This is a genomic window from Xanthomonas sp. 4461 (genome assembly GCF_024806475.1).
GTDB lineage: Bacteria > Pseudomonadota > Gammaproteobacteria > Xanthomonadales > Xanthomonadaceae > Xanthomonas > Xanthomonas arboricola_F.
The window spans coordinates 39373-61829 of the sequence record NZ_JANTYV010000007.1 but is presented as its reverse complement, the minus strand read 5'-3'; the positions used below and the strand labels follow the sequence as shown (position 1 = coordinate 61829).

Annotated in this window: 18 protein-coding genes and 1 riboswitch; of the genes, 8 read left to right on the top strand and 10 right to left on the bottom strand. The window is 65.6% G+C overall.

The genetic code is table 11. The features are described from left to right. Positions 1–40: 40 nt before the first annotated feature. A complete protein-coding gene (ppc, locus tag FHY19_RS20570) occupies positions 41–2755 on the bottom strand; it encodes a phosphoenolpyruvate carboxylase (protein WP_259168224.1) in 2715 nt (904 codons plus the stop codon). Between the two features lie 385 nt (positions 2756–3140). After that, positions 3141–5675, bottom strand: a complete 2535-nt coding sequence (locus FHY19_RS20565) for a prolyl oligopeptidase family serine peptidase (protein ID WP_259168223.1) — start codon at positions 5673–5675, stop codon at positions 3141–3143. A gap of 137 nt (positions 5676–5812) precedes the next feature. Then, positions 5813–5927: riboswitch (S-adenosyl-L-homocysteine riboswitch) on the top strand. A 31-nt stretch (positions 5928–5958) separates the two neighbouring features. On the opposite strand from FHY19_RS20565, the gene ahcY reads away from it, so the two are divergent. Both ahcY and FHY19_RS20555 read left to right on the top strand, forming a co-directional pair. Next, the gene (gene ahcY, locus FHY19_RS20560) at positions 5959–7401 is read left to right on the top strand and encodes an adenosylhomocysteinase (RefSeq protein WP_259154483.1); all 1443 of its coding nucleotides are present in this window, start codon (positions 5959–5961) and stop codon (positions 7399–7401) included. Between the two features lie 296 nt (positions 7402–7697). After that, positions 7698–8291, top strand: a complete 594-nt coding sequence (locus tag FHY19_RS20555; RefSeq protein ID WP_259168220.1) for a porin family protein — start codon at positions 7698–7700, stop codon at positions 8289–8291. A gap of 211 nt (positions 8292–8502) precedes the next feature. Here FHY19_RS20555 and FHY19_RS20550 read toward each other — a convergent pair whose 3' ends face one another. Together FHY19_RS20550 and FHY19_RS20545 are read right to left on the bottom strand one after the other, a co-directional pair. Next, positions 8503–9060 carry a DUF3228 family protein gene (locus FHY19_RS20550; RefSeq protein WP_259168219.1) on the bottom strand — a complete coding sequence of 186 codons (558 nt, stop codon included), beginning with the start codon at positions 9058–9060 and terminating at the stop codon, positions 8503–8505. A gap of 163 nt (positions 9061–9223) precedes the next feature. Further along, positions 9224–9769, bottom strand: coding sequence for a DUF2058 domain-containing protein (locus tag FHY19_RS20545; protein WP_259168214.1), 546 nt, complete (start codon positions 9767–9769; stop codon positions 9224–9226). 170 nt (positions 9770–9939) lie between these two features. On the opposite strand from FHY19_RS20545, the gene FHY19_RS20540 reads away from it, so the two are divergent. From FHY19_RS20540 to FHY19_RS20530, 3 genes are all read left to right on the top strand, one after another. Further along, positions 9940–10578, top strand: coding sequence for a hypothetical protein (locus tag FHY19_RS20540; protein ID WP_259168211.1), 639 nt, complete (start codon positions 9940–9942; stop codon positions 10576–10578). 575 nt (positions 10579–11153) lie between these two features. Next, on the top strand, positions 11154–12524 hold the full coding sequence (locus FHY19_RS20535) for an alpha-amylase family protein (protein ID WP_259168409.1): 1371 nt from the start codon (positions 11154–11156) through the stop codon (positions 12522–12524). A gap of 616 nt (positions 12525–13140) precedes the next feature. After that, positions 13141–14811, top strand: a complete 1671-nt coding sequence (locus tag FHY19_RS20530; RefSeq protein ID WP_259168209.1) for a histidine phosphatase family protein — start codon at positions 13141–13143, stop codon at positions 14809–14811. Positions 14812–14955: 144 nt separating this feature from the next. Here the strand turns inward: FHY19_RS20530 and FHY19_RS20525 are convergent, their stop codons facing one another. Beyond that, positions 14956–15891, bottom strand: a complete 936-nt coding sequence (locus FHY19_RS20525; protein WP_259168207.1) for a Gfo/Idh/MocA family oxidoreductase — start codon at positions 15889–15891, stop codon at positions 14956–14958. 370 nt (positions 15892–16261) lie between these two features. Here FHY19_RS20525 and FHY19_RS20520 point away from each other — a divergent pair, with 370 nt between their 5' ends. Continuing rightward, positions 16262–16660 carry a VOC family protein gene (locus tag FHY19_RS20520; protein WP_259168205.1) on the top strand — a complete coding sequence of 133 codons (399 nt, stop codon included), beginning with the start codon at positions 16262–16264 and terminating at the stop codon, positions 16658–16660. 90 nt (positions 16661–16750) lie between these two features. Here the strand turns inward: FHY19_RS20520 and FHY19_RS20515 are convergent, their stop codons facing one another. Together FHY19_RS20515 and FHY19_RS20510 are read right to left on the bottom strand one after the other, a co-directional pair. Beyond that, complete coding sequence (locus tag FHY19_RS20515) at positions 16751–17728, bottom strand: NAD(P)H-quinone oxidoreductase (protein ID WP_259168203.1); 978 nt, start codon at positions 17726–17728, stop codon at positions 16751–16753. Between the two features lie 137 nt (positions 17729–17865). Continuing rightward, positions 17866–17994, bottom strand: a complete 129-nt coding sequence (locus FHY19_RS20510) for a hypothetical protein (RefSeq protein ID WP_259168200.1) — start codon at positions 17992–17994, stop codon at positions 17866–17868. 310 nt (positions 17995–18304) lie between these two features. Here FHY19_RS20510 and metF point away from each other — a divergent pair, with 310 nt between their 5' ends. Continuing rightward, positions 18305–19132 (top strand): methylenetetrahydrofolate reductase [NAD(P)H], encoded by an 828-nt coding sequence (gene metF / locus FHY19_RS20505; RefSeq protein WP_259168198.1) that lies wholly within the window; start codon positions 18305–18307, stop codon positions 19130–19132. A gap of 53 nt (positions 19133–19185) precedes the next feature. Continuing rightward, complete coding sequence (locus tag FHY19_RS20500; protein ID WP_259168196.1) at positions 19186–19863, top strand: hypothetical protein; 678 nt, start codon at positions 19186–19188, stop codon at positions 19861–19863. A gap of 63 nt (positions 19864–19926) precedes the next feature. Here FHY19_RS20500 and FHY19_RS20495 read toward each other — a convergent pair whose 3' ends face one another. The 3 genes from FHY19_RS20495 to FHY19_RS20485 all read right to left on the bottom strand — a co-directional run bounded on the left by FHY19_RS20495 (position 19927) and on the right by FHY19_RS20485 (position 22160). Then, positions 19927–20394 (bottom strand): tetratricopeptide repeat protein, encoded by a 468-nt coding sequence (locus FHY19_RS20495; protein ID WP_259168194.1) that lies wholly within the window; start codon positions 20392–20394, stop codon positions 19927–19929. Between the two features lie 292 nt (positions 20395–20686). Next, on the bottom strand, positions 20687–21634 hold the full coding sequence (locus FHY19_RS20490) for a Nudix family hydrolase (RefSeq protein ID WP_259168193.1): 948 nt from the start codon (positions 21632–21634) through the stop codon (positions 20687–20689). A gap of 157 nt (positions 21635–21791) precedes the next feature. Continuing rightward, entirely contained in the window at positions 21792–22160 is a 369-nt protein-coding gene (locus FHY19_RS20485; RefSeq protein WP_259154527.1) for a VOC family protein, read from the bottom strand. Positions 22161–22457 lie beyond the last annotated feature (297 nt).

Here is a 22457-nt window from a genome sequence, read left to right as displayed (position 1 = left end):
CCGCTTGCCGCTTGCGCGCCCTCTCCGACCAACGGTCGGATCAGCCGGTGTTCTGCACGCCTTGCGAGACGCCGTTGACGCAGGCGACCAGCGCACGCAGCAGGTCCTCGTCTTCGCCACCGGTGGCGCGCCAACGTTGCAGCAGGTCGACCTGCAATACGCTGATCGGGTCGATGTAAGGGTTGCGCAGGCGGATCGACAACGCCAGGCGCGGGTCGTGCTGCAGCAACGACTGCTGTTGCAGCAGCGCCTTGACCCAGTGCTTGGTCAGCGCCAGTTCGTCGCGAATCTGCGGAAAAAACCGCGCATGCAGGTCGCCCGACAAACGCGAGAACAGCTCGGCGATGTTGAGGTCGCCCTTGGACAGCACCATGGCGATGTCGTCCAGGAAGGTGCGGAAGAACGGCCAGTCCTGCGCCATCTCGCGCAGGCTGTCCTCATGCCCGGCCTCCACCGCCGCCTGCAAGCCGCTGCCCACGCCGAACCAGCCCGGAATCACCGCGCGCGCCTGGCTCCATGCAAACACCCACGGGATCGCGCGCAGATTCGACAGCGCCGCGTCCTGGCCCAGCCGACGCGAGGGGCGCGAGCCCAGCGTCATGCGTTCGATCACATCGATCGGCGTGGCCAGGCGGAAGTACTGCATGAAATCCGGCGCACCGACGAAGGCGCGATAGGCCACGCTGCTGCGTTCGGCAACCAGATCCATCACCGGACGCCAGGTGTCCTCGCGCGGCTCGGGCGCACGCGGGCGCAGGCTGGACAGCAATACCGCGCCGGTCATCTGCTCCAGCGAGCGCAAGGCCAGTGCGCGAATGCCGTACTTGCGATGGATCACCTCGCCCTGCTCGGTGACGCGCAAGCGGCCGTCGACGCTGCCGCGCGGCGCCGCATCCAGCGCGCGGCTGGTCTTGCCGCCGCCGCGGGCGATCGAGCCGCCGCGCCCGTGGAAAAAGGTCAGCCGCACGCCGAGCTCGGCGGCCGCTTCCAGCAGTTCCACCTGCGCACGCTGCAGGCCCCAGCGCGACGCCGCGATGCCGCCGTCCTTGCCGCTGTCCGAATAACCCAGCATCACCATCTGCGTATCGCCGCGCGACGCCAGATGCTGGCGATACACCGGGTCGGCCAGCAAGTCCTGCACGGTGCCGGTGCCGCCGCGCAGATCGTCCACGGTTTCGAACAGCGGCACGATATCCAGCGGCACGGCACCAGCGTCATCGACCAGGCCACCGCGCCGCGCCAGGGCGAGCACGGTGAGCACGTCGGCGCGGTTATGCGCCATCGAGATGATGTAACTGCCCAGTGCATCGGCGCCGTGGCGCGTGCGTGCATCGGCAAGTGCGGCGAACACCGCGTCCAGCCGCGCATTGCCGTCGTCCTGCACACGCGGCAACGCCTGCTCGCCAGACGCGTACGGGCCCAGCAGCGCGGCGCGCTGGGTGGCGTCCTGCGCGTCCCAGTCGCCCTGTTCCAACGCATCGGCAACCGCGCGCGCATGCACGCTCGATTCCTGACGCACATCCAGCCGCGCCAGATGGAACCCGAAGCTGCGCACGCGCCACAACAGCCGACGCACCGCAAACCAACCGGCATGCAGCCCCTTGTTGGCCTGCAGGCTGTCCAGGATCACCTGCAGATCGTGCTCCAGCTCCGACGGTGCGCTGTAGGCGCCATCGGCATCGTCCAGCGTGGCCTGCAGCCGTGCACGCATCAGGTCGTTGAGCAGCCGGTACGGCATGTCGCCGTGGCGCGGGCGCGAGCGCGCGGCTGCGTCCGGCAGCAATGCGCGGTAGCGCTCCAGCTGCGCATTCAATGCCGGGCTCACCGCCACCAGCGTGGTCGACTGGCTGAGCAGGCTGGCCAGTTGCCAGAGTTCCTTCTGGTAGCGGTCCAGCACCGCACGGCGCTGCGCATCCAGGGTGCCGGCGATGGTGGTGGCATCCACGTTGGGATTGCCGTCCATGTCGCCGCCCACCCAGGTGCCGAAGCGCAGCAGGCGCGGCAGGGTCGGCACGCTCCCGTAGGTTTCTTCGATGGCGTGTTCGAGGGTTTCGTACATCACCGGGATGACGCGATAGAGCACCTGGGTGAGATAGAACCCCACGTGTTCGCGTTCGTCGTCCACGGTGGGACGCACCGGCGAGGAATCGGCGGTCTGCCAGGACGCGGTCAGGGCCATGCGGAAGCGCGCCGCATCGCTGGCGCGCTCGTTGGGGGTGCGCATGCCGTCGAGGTTGTCGACCAGGCTGGCGACCATCAGCTGTTCTTTTTCCAGCAGCGCGCGGCGCACCGCCTCGGTGGGGTGCGCGGTGAACACCGGCTCCACGTCGATGCGCGGCAACCACTGGCTGAGTTCTTCCAGGCTCACGCCCTGCGCCTTGAGCCGGCGCAGGGCATCGTGCAGGCCATCGGGCTGCGGCGTATCGGTACCGCTGCGCTGGTACTCGCGGCGGCGGCGGATGCGGTGCACGCGCTCGGCGATGTTGACCACCTGAAAATAGGTGCTGAAGGCGCGCACCAGCGATTCGGCATCGCGCGGCTCGCGCCCGGCCAGCTGCTCGCTCAACGTGGAAGGCGGCGCATCGCTCTCGCGACGCGCAATGGCGGTGGTACGGACGCGTTCGATTTCGTCGAGGAATTCCGCAGACACCTGCTCGGCGAGCAGATCGCCGACCAGTGCACCCAGGCGACGCACATCGTCGCGCAAGGGAAGATCGGGGGTAGCGAACACAAGACTGCTGCGGTACTCGTTCATCGGAAACGCACACCCTCATCAAGCGCAAAGTCGTCGAAGACTAACCCAAAAGGATTAGATGATCGCGACCATCACGACGGTTTCAACACCAACCATCGTGTGCGCCTACCGACGACCTGTAGGAGCGGGCTTGCCCGCGATGGGCTTTCCCGGCAACGCCCATCGCGGGCAAGCCCGCTCCTATGCGACGTGGCTTCCCTGGCAAGGCCCTCGCGGGCAAGCCCGCTCCTGCGGGTGATCGCGCAACCATCCACGCGGCTCAGCAGACGTTGCCGGCAGCGCAACAGCCGCATACGCGGTAGGAGCGCACCCGGGCGCGACGAAGCTCATCGGTAACACCGCATCGCGCGCAAGCGCGCTCCTACCGGTGCCAGCGCACCATCGATCAACGCGTGCGCGTCGCGCCGGTCTCCTTCACCGGCTCGCCAAGATTGCTCTTCAACCACTGCTCGCTCTCGGCCAGCATCTGCAGGATCGATTGCCGCGCGCGATACGCATGCGATTCGTTGGGCAGCATCACCAGCTTCGCGGTGCCGCCCAGGCCCTTGATCGCGGCAAACATGCGCTCGCTCTGGATCGGGAAGGTGCCGGTGTTGTTGTCGTCCTGGCCGTGGATCAGCAGCAGCGGGTCCTTGATCTTGTCGGCGTAGTTGAACGGCGACATCGCCTGGTACACCGATTGCGCCTGCCAGTAGTTGCGTTCCTCGGCCTGAAAACCGAATGGCGTGAGCGTGCGGTTGTAGGCGCCGCTGCGTGCGATGCCGGCCTTGAACAGCCGCGTGTGCGCAAGCAGATTCGCCGTCATGAACGCACCGTACGAATGCCCGCCGATGGCGATGTGCTCGCGGTCGGTGACACCGCGCCGCACCACTTCATCCACCGCCGCCTGTGCGTCGGCGATCAGCTGCGGCACATAGGTGTCGTTGGGTTCGGCATCGCCTTCGCCGACGATCGGCATGGTCGGGTTGTTGAGCACCACATAGCCGATTGCCAGGAACGCCTGCGGCCCCCAGTAGCTGATCGCATTGAAGCGATACGGCGAGTCGGTGACCTGGCTGGCGGTGTCGGCACTCTTGAACTCGCCCGGATACGCCCACATCAGCAGCGGGCGTGGGCCGTCGCGCTTGGGGTCGTACCCCGGCGGCAGCAACAGCGTGGCGGTGAGGTCCACGCCATCGGCGCGCTTGTAGCGGATCTGCTCCTTCTGCACGCCGCGCAACTGCGGCAACGGGTGCGCGAACTGCGTCAGCGCACGCGGTGCCGGCGCCGCATCGCCCAGCGACTGCACGAAATAATTGGCGGGTTCTTCAGGCGATTCGCGGCTGAGCAGCAACTGCGTGCCCTGCGCATCCAGCAATGCCAGCGGCGCGGAATAGGTGGGCGCCTGCGAATGGAACAGCCGCGTGACGCGCTTGCTCTGCAAATCGAAGCGATCCACGAACGGGCGGTCGCCTTCTGGCGAAGCACCCTTGCCGAGCAGGAACAGGCTGTTGCCATCGGCACCGGTCTGCAGCAACGCGCGGCCCTTGCCATCGGCCACGGTCGCCGGCGTGCCGGGATCGTTATAGCGGTCCTGCGAGGAACGATCCCACAGCAGTTCCGGCGCGCGCTGCGGCTGGTCCGGCGCAATGCGCCACTGCTTGGTGCGCCGGGTCTTCCACCAGCTCTCGCTGAGGATGGCCAGATCGCCGCGGCCCCACTGGATGCCCTCGAACCGGCTGCCCAGCTGCGCCAGCGTCACCGGCCCACGCGCGAATGGCGCCGCCTGCATCCGGACCACATCGCGCACCTTGCTCTCGCGTGCCGGGTCGCCGCCATCCTGCGCCTCGGCCCAGACCAGCGTGGCCGGCGCGTCGTGCCGCCAGGCGATGTCGCGCACGCCGGTGGGCACGGCGTCGTTGCCGGTCGGCAAGCCTTCCACCAATGGCAACTGGGCAATCTGGCGCACCAGCTTGCCCTGCAGGTCCAGCACCTCGATGCGGCGCGCGAAATTGTCTACCGGCACCAGGTAGGAAAACGGCCGCTCGCTGCGTTCGCTCAGGATGTAGCGCCCATCCGGGGACACCGACAGGTTGAGGTAGATGCCGGGCGTGGCGATCGGGCGCACCTGCCCGGTGACGCTGACGATGACCGGCTGGCCGGTGGCGTAGTACTCGAACACGCGCGCATCGGCCTCGTTGCGCAGCAGGTCCTGATAGGTCGGCAGCGAGCGCACGCCTGCGGCGGCGCTGGTCTGCTGGGTCGCCGGGCCGTCCGGCACTGCGTCGCGGGGGGGCGGCGCGCCCTGCCCTGCCACTTGCTGTTGCAACAGCAGGCCGCTGCCGTCGGGCAACCAGTGCAACTCGTCGTCGACGCTGGTATTTAAGCCAGCGACCAGGCGCCTGGCCTGCCCGGCCGCCACGTCCACCAGCCACAGCTCGTTGGCGCCGCTGGTCGCGTCCTCGCGCCGGAACGCCAGGTAGCGCTGGTCCGGCGACCAGCTCAGCGTGGCCAGCGACAACGGCGTCGGCAGGCCGGCGATCTGCCGCTCGCTGCCATCGGCCACCGACAGCAGCCACAGCCTGCCGGCGAAGGCAAACCGGCTGCTGGCGAAGGTCTTGGGATGGATGCGCAGGCCGGCCAGCTTGAGCTCGGGCTGGGCCACCTCGGCGATATCCGGCAGCGCCGGCAACTGCAGCATCGCAGCCAGATCGCGTTTGGGCGAGAGGTGCAGCAGCGGCGCGCGTGGTGCATCGACCACTGCCTGCAGCGCCTTGGAGGGCAGTTGATACCCGCTACTTGCTGCCGCGGCGGTGGGTGTCGCTGGTGAGCTGGCTGCCGATGCCAGCAACGGCGCGCTCAACCACAGCGCTCCTGCGCCTGCCCACACCAACGCCCATGTGTGCTGCCGCCAGCCTTGCGCATTCCGTTTCGCCTGCATTGTCCGCTCCCGGTCTCGATCAACTCTGGACCTTAGCAGCCGCTCGTCGGCGACTCCCCTGCCGTTGGTTGGGGGTCGTGCCACTTCATGCCCGCCAATTCATGCCGGAGGGGGGTGCTGCCGATATACTCGGCGCTCTCGTCGAGGGGCGCTGCGACCGGTATGGCGGACTGATCCGCCAACTGCACCAAAAGGTGCAGGAAATACGGCCAGGCTCGACAAGCATCCATCGTTCAACGGCGCCCGGCATTGCAGACATCGATCTGCCTACCGGAGCTATTGCATGAACGCTGTCACGAAAATCGCCCCACACAACGACTATAAAGTCGCCGACCTCTCCCTGGCCGATTGGGGCCGCAAGGAGCTGGACATCGCCGAGCACGAGATGCCAGGCCTGATGTCGATCCGCCGCAAGCACGCGCAGAGCAAGCCGCTCAAGGACGTGCGCATCACCGGCTCGCTGCACATGACCATCCAGACCGCCGTGCTGATCGAAACGCTCAAGGACATCGGCGCCAACGTGCGCTGGGCCTCGTGCAACATCTTCTCGACCCAGGATCACGCCGCAGCCGCCATCGCGGTCAGTGGTACGCCGGTGTTCGCCTGGAAGGGTGAGACGCTGGAAGAGTATTGGGATTGCACCCTGGACGCGCTGACCTTCACCCTGGCCGACGGCACCCAGACCGGCCCGGAGCTGGTGGTGGACGACGGCGGCGACGTCACCCTGCTGATCCACAAGGGCTATGAGCTCGAAAACGGCTCCACCTGGGTCGACGAACCGGCCTCCTCGCACGAGGAAGGCGTGATCAAGGCGCTGCTCAAGCGCGTGGCCGTCGAGCGTCCGGGTTACTGGACCCGCGTGGTCAAGGACTGGAAGGGCGTCTCCGAAGAGACCACCACCGGCGTGCACCGCCTGTACCAGATCGCCGAAGCCGGCAAGCTGCTGATTCCGGCCATCAACGTCAACGATTCGGTCACCAAGAGCAAGTTCGACAACCTCTACGGATGCCGCGAGTCGCTGGCCGATGGCCTCAAGCGCGCGATGGACGTGATGCTGGCCGGCAAGGTTGCCGTGGTCTGCGGCTACGGCGACGTCGGCAAGGGCAGTGCCGCCTCGCTGCGCGCCTACGGCGCCCGCGTGATCGTCACCGAGATCGACCCGATCTGCGCCCTGCAGGCGTCGATGGAAGGCTTCGAGGTCAACACCATCGAATCCACCCTGGGCCGCGGCGACATCTATGTCACCACCACCGGCAACAAGGACATCATCACCGTCGAGCACCTGCAGGCGATGAAGGACCAGGCCATCGTGTGCAACATCGGCCACTTCGACAACGAGATCCAGGTCGATGCGCTGAATGCACTGAAGGGCGTGGAGAAGATCAACATCAAGCCGCAGGTGGACAAGTATGTGTTCGCCAACGGCAACGCGATCTTCCTGCTGGCCGACGGCCGCCTGGTGAACCTGGGCTGCGCCACCGGCCACCCGAGCTTCGTGATGTCCAACTCGTTTGCCAACCAGACCCTGGCGCAGATCGACCTGTGGGAAAAGCGCGACAGCTACGAGAAGAAGGTCTACATCCTGCCCAAGCACCTGGACGAGGAAGTGGCCCGTCTGCACCTGGAAAAGATCGGCGTCAAGCTGACCACGCTGACCAAGGACCAGGCCGAGTATCTGGGCGTGGACGTGGCTGGTCCGTACAAGCCGGATCATTACCGCTACTGATCCATCGGGCGAGCCATCGCCCAGGCAAGGACGTGCAGAAAAAACGGGCGCCGCAAGGCGCCCGTTTTGCATGCGATCGGCGAACCGAACGCGCCTTGATGGTGCTGGCTGCAACGCTGTCTTGCGTCGAGGGAGTACCGCAGTGCAGTGCCGCGCTTGGGAAGATCGGGTGCTGCACACGTCTGCGGCTAACAACTTTCCAAACTCCGCTGACCAACATGGCGCGCAACGCTTGCGCCGCTCATGGCGTGCGTTGGTGATTCCTCGCCGCATTCGCACTTTCAAGAGAACTCGTCATGAACAAATGCATGCTCACGTTGGCGCTTTCGGCGCTGGTACTGGCGGCTGCACCCGATGTCTTCGCGCAGTCCGCATCCGGCGACGGTGCGGGTTGGTTCGTCAACGGCGGGGTCGGCCGCACTTCGCTCAAGAGCGGGCCTTACGATGGCAGCGATACCGGCTACAACGTCTCCGCCGGGTATCGCTGGAACGCGCTGTTTCCGTGGCTATCGATTGGCCTGGAGGCTGGCTACAACGATCTTGGCAATATCCAGGCGAAAAACCTGTTCAACGGTGATGCGGTCGTGGAAGACGAGAGCCAGCTACGTGGATGGACGGTCGGGGTGAGCCAGCGCTTCGCACTGGGCGACAAGTGGTACGCAAGCATGCGTGGCGGGATGTATGGCTGGAAGGGCCAGGGCCTGCGCAATGACACCGTGTCGAACCGCTCCGACCTGGACAAGCTCTCGTGGTACGCGGGCGCCGGCGTGGGCTACAACCTGGGCGAGCACTTCAGCATCGGCGCCAACTACGACCATTACAACGCCAAGAAATTCGATGTCGATCTGAGCACCGACATGGCATCGGTGAATGCCGAGTACCGGTTCTGACAGCCATCGGAATGTCGAGCTGCGGTGCGTTCGGAAAACCACAGACGCAGCTCGGCTCTACAGCCGCACGTGCAATCCGTTCAGGCCAAGCGAAAGGATGCGCTTGCGGTGGCGCAGCGATGCTGCGCCACCGACACGCATGAGTTCACGCGCGGCGCTTCTGCTTGCCCGCGCGAAAGAATCGCACGATACGCCCCCGGCTAGCTGCCTGCTACGGCCGCCAATTCGCATTGCGTTCCCAGAACGCAACGCTGCGCCGGTAGGCCTCGCGGTCCAGTGGCACGCCGGAGCCGCCCTCTTCCACGCCCAGCGCATTGCGCAACATCGTGATCGGTGCCATCGGGATGTCGTCGGGCTCGGCGGTGTACAGGCAGCCCACCACGCCCCAGTCCGCATCGATCGGCGCGCCTTCCTTGGCGAGCTGATCGCGGCTGTACAGGATCGGCACCATGTACTGCGCAACCGGCGACTCGACGCCTTCGAACCAGCGCACCAGAACGGGAAGCTCCTGCGTGTTGCGCGACTCATAGCCCGAGCGCAGCAGATGCCGGTTGTCGGCAGTGATCGGCACCGTCAGGCAGCGCGTGCTGGTCCAGTTGCGGTGTACATGCAGCTGGCAGAACGGGGCGTAGCCTTCGATCACGCGCAACGGCGGGGCGTCATTGAGATGCTGGATGAACTGCTCGGGCGTGCAGTCCTGGATGGCATTGCGCCGGCCATCGCGTGGAAACAGACGGGGGCGGGCAAACGCAGTAAGAACGATGGACATGGCAGTGCGGGCAGCGGCTAGGCCCTCAAGGGTAACCTCTGTCTGCGGCCGTTACCCGCAGGCCTATGCTGACGAGCAAGCGGCATTGCACGGCATGCGTCACTGCTGTTGACGCACCGCTGCGGGCAGCGAGCGACAGGCAGCGCCAGCGCCCGTCGCGGCCTCACCAGATCAGATCGTCCGGCACCTTGAACTGGCTGTAGTAGTCATCGTCGCCATCGCTGGCGGCCGGTGCCGTGCTGCGGCCGTGATCCAGCACCACGGTCGCTGCGTCGCGGCTGTAGACCTTCTCGGCCGCAGCGCGCGGGATCAGCTCGAATCCTTCGCCATGCCGCACGATCACCAGCGCGCCGCTGGCCAGCTGGCTGCGCAAGATGGAATTGACCAATACGCTGCGAATGACGCTGCCATCGTTGAACCGATAGTCGATCTCGCCTTCCCGCTTGACCTTGCTGGTCTCCACGATCTGCCGCACCTGCGCCAGCACTTCCTGCTTGCGCAGCTGCGCGTTGCGCTCCTCGGCCAGCGTACGATCGCGCTCGGCACGCTCGGCCTGCAGCCGCGCCGCATCCACCTTGTCGGCATCGGCAGGCGTTACCGCCCCGCCCTTGGCGTGCCGCTGCTTGACCTGCTCGCGCGCAATCTTGTCCACCTGGGCTTTTTTGACCAGGCCAGCCTTGAGCAGCTGTTCTTGCAGTGGATTACGCATGGGAGACATCGGCAGTGGACCAGCGTCTAGTTTAACGCGACAGCCGCCAGGCACCTTTGCCGCCGGTCCGGGCCGCCGCGCATCCGTCGCCGCGGAGCGCCCGGGCAGGTGCGCCACCGGCCACGCAGCGCTTATGATGCTGCCACTTCCATACAGTTCAAGGACGAATGATGATCATCTGGGGATCGGGCGGCGACGCCATCGCACTCGGAGCCGCCGACGGCGCGCATTGCGACCAATGCGCGCAACAGCGCAGTTTTCGCAATGTCCTGCATTACCGCTATGCGCACCTTTGGTACATCTTCAGCTGGGTCACCAAGAAGCAGTATCTGCGCGTGTGCGACGGCTGCAACCACAGCACCCCGCTGGACACCAAAACCTTCGAAGCGTCCCGGGGCAAGCCGCCGATTCCTGCCTACCGCCGGTTTGGCGGCCTGGTGCTGCTGGGGCTGATTGCGCTGCTGGTGCTGTTTGGCGCCTATAGCGCATCGCAGACATCCAAGCAGGACAACGCGCTGCTGGCGCAGCCTGCGGCAGGAGACCTGTACACCGTGGACCTGCAGACGGTAGCGCCCGGCGCCTACGATGGGCATGCCTACGGTGTGGTGCGGGTACACAGCGTCAATGGCGACACCATCAGCTTGGCGCTGCCGCAAAAGGGCTTCAGCAAGTGGAAAGGCGCCGAGCGCGATGCCGGCGGCAGCGCCGCCAAGCAGCCGGCGTACTACACCGACGAGCACATCGACCTACCGCTGACCAAGCTGCAGGAATTGCATACCCGCGATGAGCTCCGCCACGCGTATCGCTGAGCGCTGGCGGCCAGCCGGTGCGGCGTAGGCTGCACCGGCGCAGTGCGTGGCAACCGCTGTTGCCTGCGGCGTTTCTCCTTGAGGCTGGTGCATAGACCGCTCAAGGCAGCTTCAAAACGCGTAGCAACGTCGAGCGCGCGCTCGTTGCATGGCGAACATCGACAGGGCGCTGCCTGCCGCATTCCAGTCCTGCCACGGCCCTCGTCGATGGCAATACGTCGCTGACCACGCGCGTTAGCCGCCCAAACGCGTCAGCCCGATGCCCTGCGCTCCAGCCGCAGCGGATGCGGCGCAAGTTGTGCGACCCATCGCGCTGTTGCCGTCGAACCCCGCACGCAGTTTGGCGGTCCGCCGCATTGAATACGTATGCACAACACCGATGTTGCGGCGCGATGCGCGCTTAGCATCGCCACGCGCTGCACGCCGTGCGCGCGCTTTCCGGAACAGGGGCCGGAGGCCTTGATGCGGGCATCGCGGACTGCGCGGATGCTCGCGCTTACCGACTGGAGAATCATCCGATGCATAGCACGCCTGCTCATGCTCCACCCTCGCTTGCGCAGCGATACGGCCGCCTGCTGCTGACGGCGGCGGTCTTGCTGCTTGCCACCGCCAACGTGCAGGCCGATGTCATCCTGCATGCCTTCAACTGGCCCTATGCCACCGTGGAAGCACGCGCCAAGCAGATCGCCGATGCCGGCTATCGCAAGGTTCTGGTGGCGCCGGCCACTCGTTCGCAAGGCAGCGCGTGGTGGGCACGCTATCAACCGCAGGATTTGCGCGTGATCGACGGCCCGCTTGGCGACACGGCCGCGTTCTCGCGCATGGTGCAGGCACTGGCCAACAACGGCGTGGAAACCTATGCCGACGTGGTGCTCAACCACATGGCCAACGAAGCGGCGACCCGCCCGGACCTCAACTACCCAGGCAGTGCGGTGTTGTCGCAGTACGCAGCCAACCCGGGACGTTACGATTCGCTGCGCCTGTTCGGCACCTTGCAGTCGAACTTCCTGAGCGCCAGCGACTTCGGCCCGGCGCAGTGCATCACCAACTACAACGACGCCTTCCAGGTGCGCAATTATCGTATCTGCGGCGGCGGCAGCGACCCGGGCTTGCCGGATCTGGTCGGTAACGACTGGGTGGTGCAACAGCAGCGCGCCTATCTGCAGGCGCTCAAGGGCCTGGGCGTGACCGGCTTCCGCGTGGATGCGGCCAAGCACATGACCTTCGATCATCTGAACCGCGTCTTCGATGCCGGCATCCGCTCCGGTGTCTATGTGTTCGGCGAAGTGATCACCGGCGGCGGCACCGGCAATGGCGATTACGACCAGTTCCTTGCGCCGTATCTGCAATCCACGCCGCATGCTGCATACGATTTTCCGTTGTTCAACGCAGTGCGCAACGCCTTTGCCGTGGGAGCCAGCATGCAGCAGCTGGTGGACCCAGCCAGTACCGGGCAGGCGTTGCCAGGCAATCGCGCGGTGACCTTCGCCATCACGCACGACATCCCCAACAACGCCGGCTTCCGCTACGCCATTCTCGACCCGGTCGACGAAACCCTGGCCTATGCCTATCTGATCGGTCGAAACGGCGGCATGCCGATGGTCTATACCGACAATAACGAGAGCGGCGACAACCGCTGGGTCAACGCCTACCAGCGCGACGACCTGCGCCGCATGATCGGCTTCCACAACGGCGTGCAGGGCACCGACATGCAGGTGCTGTCGTCCAGTTCCTGCCACATCCTGTTCCGTCGCGGCAGCCTGGGCATCGTGGGCATCAACAAATGCGGCAACCCGGTCACCACCACCGTGGGCATGAACAACAGTGTGCTGTACTGGAACGCAGACTACGTGGACGCGCTGGGCTCGGGCAACGTGGTGCGCATCACCAGCGGCTCTTACACGTTCACCCTGCCGGCACGTGGCACGCGGATGTGGCGGCGCTGATCCCGAGCGCAGCAATGCACCCATCGGCACTGACTGCATGAGCAGGTAATGTAAATCGCACCTGCACACCAGGCAGTGCCCGGATCTCGCACGCACGCCGCCAACACTACGCCGGCGTGATCGCCACGCGTGTTGACGCGCATCAGTCAACGCCTGCGCCGCATGTCGCGTGCGCAGGCGTCGTGCGTGTGCGCGCGGCGAAATCGCTGCGCTTGACGCAACCACATGGTGCGCATGCGATCACGCGCGGACATGATGCACACGGATGCGATCGACACATTCTTGGCCAGCGAATGAATCGATCGACAGAAACAGCGCGCGCGTCGCAACGAAATGCTCGGTTTGCCGGACCTACTGGCAACCGGCTGCATGCGGGTCCATTTTCCTGGCATGCAGCCGGCTGACCGCGAGCCGATGGCATCGCCGCCTGAGCAATGATCGACCCAACGTCGCGCGCAACCGTCCAGCGGGATGACGGGGCGAGGCACCGACGGATCCGCGGCCCATACCGCATCCATCGGTGCTCGCCTGACAGCTGCGCAGGCGCCGTGTCGGCAACTCGTGTTGCGGCGCTGTCGGTCTCACCGACCAGTGGTGCATTACCGGAGCACAGCCGATGCCTTTGTACTTCGTCCGTCATGGCGAGTCGCTCGCAAACGAACAGAACTATTTTGCAGGCGCGCAGAATTCGCCGCTCACTCCGCTGGGCCGTCGCCAGGCGCGTCAGGCAGCCGACTACGTCCGCCAACGCGGGCTGCACTTCGATCAGGTCCACGTGTCCACGCTCGAACGGGCGCAGGCAACCGCAGCCATCATCCTGGAAGGCGTCACCGCAACACCGCAGATGATCTCCAGCGCCGCATTGGTGGAACGCGATTTCGGCATCTTCGCCGGCAAGAACAAAACGCTGATCAAGAAGTCGATCGGCCATCGCCTCTACGACGCCTGCTTCCACGATGCCGACGGCGCACCACCCGATGGCGAACACTGGATGGACATGTACGCCCGCTGCAAGCATTACTACGACACCGTGCTTGCGCCGCTGGACCGGCAAGGCAAGCAAGTACTGGTGGTGGCGCACAAATACATCGTCGAGGTATTTGCGCTGATCGCCTCCGGCCTGCCACCTGCCGACTATATCGACTTCCGGCTGCCCAATTCCCGGCCGCTGTCGTGGGACGAGCTCAGGCAGATGACGGCGCGCAGTTCCTCGCGCATGAACTACCTGGGCGAGCAGACCGAAATCCATCTCCTGCAATGGATGCTGATCGCCGCGCTAGGCGGCTTCGCGCTGGCGTGCGCGGGCGTGCGCTTGCCGCATATTGCCAGCACCATGGCCATCGTCGTATTGCTGGCAGTCAATGCGTTCTTCCTGTCGGTACGCATCGAGGCCGGCGCCTTGCGCCTGACCCAGGGGCCGGAAAACATTGCGCTGTGCGTGATCAGCGTGGCACGCGCGTTCTGCGCCATGCTGTTGCTCACACAGTTCCAGAACGAATGGATCCACGTGATCGGCCTGTTGCTGATCGTGCCGCCGGCATTGTCGGTGCCGACCTTGTCGCTGGCGCGCGGCGGCGATTATTTCTTCGCAGCGCGCTACACACTCGTCTTGTCGGTGCTATTGCCGCTGCTCCTGCTGGCGTTGTTTGTGGATCACCGCGCGCTGCTGGGAAGCGCGCATGCGTTGGAGCGGTTCTTCGTGGTGCTGCTGCTTGCATTGGCGCTGCCCTCGCTGGCCGCACAGGGGTGGCGGCGGGCGCGCCCGATCGCGGCTGGCAAGCTCGCGACCAACTGGGGCTGGGTGGGCGCATTGACGATGGTGCCGATGGCCTTGCTGGTCGGGCTACGCACCGAAGGAACCGCGCTCGTCCACGCGTTGACGCATGGCGGTTGGCAGGCCTGGGGAGCGCTGCTGCTGCCGTTCACGCTGCTGCTGGCTTGCCGCGTGGGCAGCGCCGTGTACTTACGCGCACACCAGAGCGTGACCGGCAAGCGTATCGATGCCGGCATCGCGGCGGACATTCACCTGCTGCAGACCTCGCCCAACATCTTCCTGTGGCTCAGTCTGTTGTTGCCGGGCACGTTCACGCATGCGCCCACACTGGTCGCCGGCACCTTGCTGGGCTTCTTCGCGTTTGCCCTGCTCGATGAGACGTGGGTGGTCAGGCGCTTCCGCGCGCAGATCGCCCCAGCGTTGCGCAGGCCGGCGAATCCAAGCATGCCGGCGACGGATGTGCGCAATGCCGAAAACATCGAGCAAGACGACGTGGCACTGGAAAGCCGTTGATCGGCATCGTCGGCAGCCAGGCTGCCGACGAACGTGTAACACCATGGCGCTGCGGCAACCGTGCAGACACGCGATTGCGGCAAGACAACACCGTCCGATGGCCGGTGTTGTTCGTCATCCCGGCTGCCGGGATAGTGCCATCGATTACCAGGCGAACGGAGCGGTGACCGTGCGTGCCCCGAGCAGGAACGCATCGGCGACATGCACGAACGGAGCGACATCCACCTCCGATTCGCCGGCACGCACCAGCTGTACAAACCGCCGGTACAGGCCATCGTACTCGCTGGACGCGGGCACGGCCTGCGCCTGCCCGTCGATATGCAGCTTGGCGCCGCCTTCGCTGAGCATGAGCACGCCCTGGGTGGTTTCCACTTCGATATCCCAGCGCTGATGGCCGGTCTGCAGGAAGTCGAATTCGGCCGTCACCGGCACGCCGGCGGTATCGACAAACGCAAGCCTGGCGTACAGCGGCGCCTGGCGGTTTTGCGGCGTGTGCAGCTCGGCCTCGCGCAGTGCGAAGCTGCGCGGCAGCAGGTGGGTGGCAATGGACAACGCATTGATGCCGGGATCGAACACGCCCATGCCGCCGGGTTCGAGAATCCAGTCCTGTCCCGGATGCCAATGGCGGATGTCTTCCTTCCAGGTGATATGCGCACGCACGACCTGCTTGTCGGCCAACCATGCGCGCGCGGGTTCCACGCCGGCCGCGCAACGCGAATGCCAACTGGTGAACAGGCTGCGCTGTGCGTGCTGCGCCACCTTGCGCAGGTCGTCGATCTCGGCAAGCGTGGCGGCTGGAGGCTTTTCCAGAAAGACATGCCGGCCAGCGTTCAATGCCGCCTGCGCCAATGCATGCCGCCCCACCGGTGGCGTGCACAGCGCGACGGCTTCAAGCTCCGGATGCGCGGCGAATGCCTCATCCAGGGTGTGATACGCCGGGACGCCGTCGACCGTGCCATGCCGGCTCACCGTGGCCACCAACTGCACGTCCGCACGCGCGGCGATGGTCGGCACGTGCTGGTCGCGGGCGATCTTGCCGATACCGACAAGGGCAATGCGCAATGCGTCTGGATGCTTCATCGAAACCTTCGTGCTGGTGAGGAGGGGCGTGCCCGCCGCCTGCGCTGCCTGCGGCAAAGGCGTCGGGCCGACGCAACGTGTAGCCAGACCTGCGACCACACACCTGCGACGGCGCAGTGTACGGTCAGGCCATGGCCCGCTGCGATACATCGCTCCTGCTTGTTTTGCTATACCTGCACGGGCGCCATGCAGCGGTTCCGGCAGCGCTGCGCAGCTGCAATGCCTGCCGGCCGCTGCGATACAGGCCGCCACGCCGATTGCGACGCGCGTCTTGACGGGCCGCGCCCACGGCAACGATTGACGCACGGCATGCGCACGGCCCAGGATCGCCGGCCGGCACGCAAGTGCCCCTCGTCGCAGGACTGCATCGATGCTGCATCACGTATCCATTGGCGTTGGCAACATCGCGGCCTCGGCCGCGTTTTACGACGCCGTGCTTGGCGCACTCGGCTATGTGCGGGTGTGGTCGGACCTGAAACCGGGCACGCACGATCAGGCCGTCGGCTACGGCCACCCCGGCGGCGAAGACTGCCTGGCACTGAAACAGCAACAGGCGACGCAATGCGCACCGGGCCGCGGATTCCATCTAGCATTCGCAGCCAGCACTGCTGCAGCAGTGGACGCCTTTCATCTGGCCGCACTGCAGCACGGCGGTCGCAGCAACGGCGCGCCCGGTTTACGACCCGACTACGGCGATGGGTATTACGTCGCATTCGTCATCGACCCCGACGGCCACCACATCGAAGCGGTGGTCGACCCTACGGCATGAACACCTGCAAGTGATATCGGCCCGCGTCACCCTGCCGCCGCGTTCGGTGATCTTGGGTCCGCACAGATCGCAGCGACGATCAACCGGAGGCTACATTTCCAGCACCACCTTGCCCAGATGGCTGCCCTGCTCCAGATAGCGATGCGCCGCGGCCGCCTCGCCAAGCGGGAAGCGCCTGTCGATCAGCACGCGAATCCGGCCTTGTTCGATCCATGGCCACACCACGCGCTCGACTTCTGCAGCAAGGCGGGCCTTCTCGTCGGCAGTGCGCGGACGCAACGTCGATCCGGTCAGGATGGCCTGCTTGCGCATCAGCTGCGGAATCGGCACCTCGATGGTCGAACCGGCCTGCGAGGCGATATAGACGATGCGCCCGCGCGGGTTGAGCGCTTCCAGCGTATCGGCAAACACCGCGCCACCCACCATGTCGAGCGCCACGTCCACGCCGCCATGCGCCTTGGCCACGTCCACAAACGATTCGCTGGTGGAATCGATAGCCACATCGGCGCCCAGCTCGCGCGCCTGCGCCGCCTTGCCGGCCGAGCGCGCAGTGGCCAAGACATGTGCACCGGCCGCCTTGGCCATCTGGATCGCGGTGACGCCAATCCCTGAAGTTGCCCCATGCAGCAGCAGCCACTCACCGGCCGCCAATCGGCCATGCTCGAACAGATTGGTGTAGGCAGTGAAGAGGGTTTCCGGCAATGCGGCTGCATGCACCAGGTCCATGCCGGCGGGAATCGGCAGCACATGCCGCGCATCGACCGCGGCATATTGCGCATAGCCACCACCGCCAAGTAGCGCGCATACACGGTCGCCCGCCTTCCAGCGACCGGCCGGCTCCACGATCTCGCCGGCCACTTCCAGACCCAGCGTTTCCGGCGCGCCGGGCGGCGGTGGGTAATGCCCGGCGCGCTGCAGCAGATCCGGGCGATTGATGCCCGCCGCATGTACGCGGATCAGCACCTGCCCGGGCGCCGGACGCGGGCGCGGTTGCTCGGTGGCATACAGCGCATCGGCATCGCCCTTGCCATCGCGGATGGCGATGGCGGTCATCGTGGTATCGGACATCAAGGCGCTCCGTCAAAGGGGCGCCCAGTGTAGGCAGGCAGATGTAAATGCCCGGCGTAGGGCGCGCGATGCCACTGCCGCTGCACACCATGCCTGCATCATGCGCACCTGCATACAGCAGACACGCGTGGCAATGCTCACTCCTGCCCGGGAGCGACGCCCTGGTCGATGCACTGGCGGATCGCTTCGAACACCTTGGACGTGCCATCGTCCTGGCGCGATCGCAGCCGAGCCGCAAAGTCGCTCAGCAACTTGCTGCCATCCACGCCGGGCTGTTCGGCCAGGGCAACAGCCAGATCGCCGACACTCGCGCCAACGCAACCCGGATGCGGCCCAACGATTCGGCGATAACATCCATTTCCTGCGCTTGCATGCCGCGCTCCGGTGACGTGGCGCGGAGTGGCCGAGCTTGGCGCGCACGCCGCGCCGCGCTGCGGGCGCATGCAAGCAGCCCCGGCCATACGGTCGTCCCTGCACACGGGCATCGCCCGCAATCGATCGGGACACCCGCTACCAAATATGCATTCATCGCGATGAAGCGATATTATGTGGAAACGATCCGCCGGACCCGCCGCGATGACGCATCTCAGCTTCGAGTTTTACCCGCCCAAGACCGACGACCAGCGTGCGCAGCTGGACCGCACCGCGACCCGGCTGAAGGGCTATGCGCCCGAATATGTGTCGTGCACCTTCGGCGCCGGCGGCTCCACGCTCAGCTACACCTCCGAGACAGTGCGCCATCTCAAGCAGAAGCACAGCTTCGAGGCAGCGCCGCACCTGTCCTGTGTCGGCGGCAGCCGCGAGGAGATCCGCGAACTGCTCAAGCTGTATCGCGCCATCGGCTGCACCCGCATCGTTGCGCTGCGTGGCGACCTGCCCTCGGGCATGGGACACCCGGGCGACCTGCGCTATGCCTCGGACCTGATCGCCTTCATCCGCGCCGAGCACGGCGATGCCTTCCGGATCGAGGTCGGCGCGTATCCGGAAACCCATCCGCAAGCGGTCGATGCCTTGAGCGACCTGCGCTATTTCAAGGCCAAGGTCGATGCCGGTGCGGATGCGGCGATCACCCAGTATTTCTACAACGCCGATGCCTACTTCCATTTTCGCGATGCAGTGCAGCGCATGGGCGTGGAGGTGCCGATCGTTCCCGGCATCATGCCGATCTCCAATTTCTCGCAGCTGCGGCGTTTTTCCGAGCAATGCGGCGCAGAGATCCCGCGCTGGATCGGCAAGAAGATGCAGTCCTACGGCGACGACGCCGACGCGGTGCGCGCCTTCGGTGCAGAAGTGGTGGCCAGCCTGTGCGAGCGCCTGATCGCCGGCGGCGCACCGGCCCTGCACTTCTACACGCTCAACCTGGCCAAGCCGACCACGCAGGTGCTGCAGCTGCTCGGGCGCTGAGCGCGGCCACAGGCTCGGCCCTCTTGCGGCAACCTGCCGGTACACACGATTCAATGCATGCGGGTGCGCCCGGCCACACCACGTACGCGCGCGCGACCCTCGCGTTTCTCGCCAGCTCACGCGTGCCCGGCTACGCTGCGCCGATGTTTCGCTTCCTGCCAATGATGGTGTTGCTGCTCTGCCTGCCTGCGGCCAATCGCGTGCAGGCACAGGAGATCCGTCGCTGCGTCACGCCGGACGGCCAGACCATGTTCACCGACCGCCGTTGCGAAGACGTGGGCGCCGCAATGCGCGCGCCACCGGCCCCGCGCACGCAAGGCAATACCGGGCTGCACCGCTATGGCTGCCCGCGCCGGCTGAGCGAATTGGTGTCGCTGCTGCAAAGCGCCGTGGACAGTCGCGACGTCAATCGACTGTCCAGCCTGTACCTGTGGAGCGGGCAATCCGACGCGGCGGCCAACCAGGTACTGAGCCGGCTGGAAGCCATCGTGCAACGCCCGCTGCTGGACATCGCACCGATGTATCCGCAGACCGGGACACCTACCTGGGATACAGACACCGCCGCGGCAACTCCATCGCTGGACGGCAGCGCGATCGATGCGCCATTGCCCGCGCCCACACGCCCGCGCCCATGGGGCCTGCGCCTGGAACAGAACCTTGCCAGCGGCACCCCCGCGCGCAGCGTGTTGCGCCTGCGCCGGCAATACAACTGCTTTTGGGTGACGTTTTAAGCCCGACCGAGGCCTGCGGTGGGCGCTCTCCAAAACGGCATCGGCGTGAGGGATGGCGAGCACTCACTTCCAGAACTTCCACCTGGACGTCTTGCGAGGCAATTCAATCCCGTTTGCACGCGTCCTCAGGAACTCCAGATACTTGGGATCCTCGCTGGCGAAAACGTCGGGGCCGTCCCCCATGTAAGCCCGCATGAGCTCATCTGCCGAGCGATCAAGATTGCCAAGCTCAAGCTGGCACTGCCCAAGTCGCAGATGGATGAACGGGTTCCCAAGTGCGCCAGGGCACTGCATGGCATGGGACAGGTTGTCGCGACCTGCCGTGAAATCTCCACTGCGAAAATTGGCATCGCCGACCGCAGCGAGTATCCACGTCGCCGCCCGCCAGTCCTGCTTGGGATCGGGCAACACGTTCCAGGCCGACCAATACGCCTCCAGCGCCGAAGGAAAATCGCCCGCTTCGGCATGCCGATCGCCCAGCGCGCACAGACGGTCGAGTTCCGCGCTCGTTTCCAGCGAGAGTTCAAGCACCTGGTGATCTCCGGTCGGCCCTGACAACACTCAGGTGGGGCAACACTGTTTCACTGCAAGGCGGGCCTAGCCGATGTCGGGGGATCGGTATGCCCACCCTGACTCCACCGTTCCATCAGCACTGCCCGCACCCTCCGATGGCTGCTCAGCGCGTTTGTCGGCCGCTCCTGGCGCAGAGTCACTGCGATGACGGCAGTCGCCCACACACCACGTGAGGTCATTGTCCAGCCGATGCGACTGCTTTCGACAATGTCATCAAGCGATAGACGCTAGCGCGCGGATGCTGACACGCTCACTGCGGCCAAAGCGAGCGAATTGCCGCAATGCCTTGCGCGCCATGCGAGCGTGCTTCGCGCAGATCGGCCACCTGCATGCCGCCGAGTGCGTAGATCGGCAACGACACCTGCTCGCGCAGGGTTTCGAAGCCGTCCCATCCCAGCGGAGTCGCATCCGGATGCGATGCGGTGGCCTGCACCGGGCCCAGCACCGCAAAATCGCAGCCCAGCCGCTGCGCATGACGCAAGTCCTCCAACCCATGGCAAGAAGCGGCCACCGGTTGTTCTGCGGGCAGCGGACGTTCCTGCAAACCGGCCAACTGCTCCGATCCCAGATGCACGCCGATTCCAAGTTCCGCGGCCAGTGCGACATCGCGATTGAGCAACAGCTGTGCGCGTGCACGGCCGCGCAGGGTCAGCACCTGATGCAACAACGCCTGCCAACGCGCCGGCGCGACCTGGCGCCCGCGCAGCTGGATGCGGGTCACACCGTCCTGCAGCGCGCGCTCCAGGCCCTCCAGCCAGCGCGCATCGTCGTCGGGCTCGGGCGTGATCAGATAGCGGTCGGGCTGACGCAGCACACCCACTACCGGCACATCGGCCGGCGGCATCGAATAGCGGGTGAGCTTGTCGGCGGCCACCCAGGTCATCGCCTGGCCCTCGCGCCCGCGCGGGCTGCCTTTCCAGGACGTGATGTGACGCACCTCCAGGCGCAGGCGCTTGTCCGGATACAGCTGCGGCACGTCCATGATCCACTCGCCAACCTGGGCCTCGATGCCGAGTTCTTCATTGAGCTCGCGCACCAACGCCTGCTCGGAGCTTTCGCCGGGCTCGCGCTTGCCGCCAGGAAATTCCCACAGGCCGGGCATGTCGCGGGTTTCGGTACGACGCGTCAGCAGGATCCGGCCGCGCGGGTCGGTGATCACGCCGGCGACGACGTGGATGGAGCGAAGGGAATCGGGCATGCAACAAGAGTGCCGCGAGTGAGCGGTTCAACGCAATCGCTTGGGGGCTGGGAATAGAGATTCGGAAATCGGGAATCGGGATTGGTCGAAGCACGCACCGTGCCTGCCTTTGCAATTCCGCCTTAGCAATTCCCCATTCCCGATTCCCGATTCACTCCTACAGCGGCTGCCCGATCCGCCACAGCACGCCACTGGGATCGTGCAGGGTGAAATCGCGCGCGCCCCAGGGCCGGTCTTCCGGCGCGCTAAAGCTCACACCGAACTGCTCATCCAACCCCAGGTCATGCACGTGCTGCCACCACCCATCGGCATCGTCCACCCACAGATGCAGCATCAGGTTTTCGGCCAGCTCACGCACATAGAAATCCTGCAGCAGGAACGCGCAGTGCGCACCGTGCCGAAAGCAGGTCACGTTGCCCACCTCGTCCTCCTGCACGAAGCCCAGCGCACGATAGAACCGCTGCGACAGCGCGTAATCGCGCGCAGGCACAAACACTTTCAATTGCTGGCTGGACAGCAGCGTCATGACCGCACTCCCCGCAGGATATGGATCGAGCATACGCCCCGCAGTGGCGCAGGCGGGGAAGCTTGCATGCAGCGGGGCGCAGTTGGCACCCGTGCGCGATGGACAAGCGGGTAACGAACCTGCCAGGCCGAGGCGCACCGGGACAGAACTCATCGAGCTCCTCGAACTCTTCTGGCGTCTGTGCCGTGGTTTCCAGGCATGACCTGGCAACGATGCAGGCCACGCCGTTGGCAAAGAGGCCGTTGGCAGAAATTTGGCCAAAGGCACGAAACCTAAGTGTGGCCTCGGATCCGGCCT

What these genes read in the sequence shown, in the direction of transcription:
- ppc (WP_259168224.1), bottom strand. Translation starts at nt 2,755, where the DNA reads ATGAACGAGTACCGCAGCAGTCTTGTGTTCGCTACCCCCGATCTTCCC.
- FHY19_RS20565 (WP_259168223.1), bottom strand. Translation starts at nt 5,675, where the DNA reads ATGCAGGCGAAACGGAATGCGCAAGGCTGGCGGCAGCACACATGGGCG.
- ahcY (WP_259154483.1), top strand. Translation starts at nt 5,959, where the DNA reads ATGAACGCTGTCACGAAAATCGCCCCACACAACGACTATAAAGTCGCC.
- FHY19_RS20555 (WP_259168220.1), top strand. Translation starts at nt 7,698, where the DNA reads ATGAACAAATGCATGCTCACGTTGGCGCTTTCGGCGCTGGTACTGGCG.
- FHY19_RS20550 (WP_259168219.1), bottom strand. Translation starts at nt 9,060, where the DNA reads ATGTCCATCGTTCTTACTGCGTTTGCCCGCCCCCGTCTGTTTCCACGC.
- FHY19_RS20545 (WP_259168214.1), bottom strand. Translation starts at nt 9,769, where the DNA reads ATGCGTAATCCACTGCAAGAACAGCTGCTCAAGGCTGGCCTGGTCAAA.
- FHY19_RS20540 (WP_259168211.1), top strand. Translation starts at nt 9,940, where the DNA reads ATGATCATCTGGGGATCGGGCGGCGACGCCATCGCACTCGGAGCCGCC.
- FHY19_RS20530 (WP_259168209.1), top strand. Translation starts at nt 13,141, where the DNA reads ATGCCTTTGTACTTCGTCCGTCATGGCGAGTCGCTCGCAAACGAACAG.
- FHY19_RS20525 (WP_259168207.1), bottom strand. Translation starts at nt 15,891, where the DNA reads ATGAAGCATCCAGACGCATTGCGCATTGCCCTTGTCGGTATCGGCAAG.
- FHY19_RS20520 (WP_259168205.1), top strand. Translation starts at nt 16,262, where the DNA reads ATGCTGCATCACGTATCCATTGGCGTTGGCAACATCGCGGCCTCGGCC.
- FHY19_RS20515 (WP_259168203.1), bottom strand. Translation starts at nt 17,728, where the DNA reads ATGTCCGATACCACGATGACCGCCATCGCCATCCGCGATGGCAAGGGC.
- metF (WP_259168198.1), top strand. Translation starts at nt 18,305, where the DNA reads ATGACGCATCTCAGCTTCGAGTTTTACCCGCCCAAGACCGACGACCAG.
- FHY19_RS20500 (WP_259168196.1), top strand. Translation starts at nt 19,186, where the DNA reads ATGCATGCGGGTGCGCCCGGCCACACCACGTACGCGCGCGCGACCCTC.
- FHY19_RS20490 (WP_259168193.1), bottom strand. Translation starts at nt 21,634, where the DNA reads ATGCCCGATTCCCTTCGCTCCATCCACGTCGTCGCCGGCGTGATCACC.
- FHY19_RS20485 (WP_259154527.1), bottom strand. Translation starts at nt 22,160, where the DNA reads ATGACGCTGCTGTCCAGCCAGCAATTGAAAGTGTTTGTGCCTGCGCGC.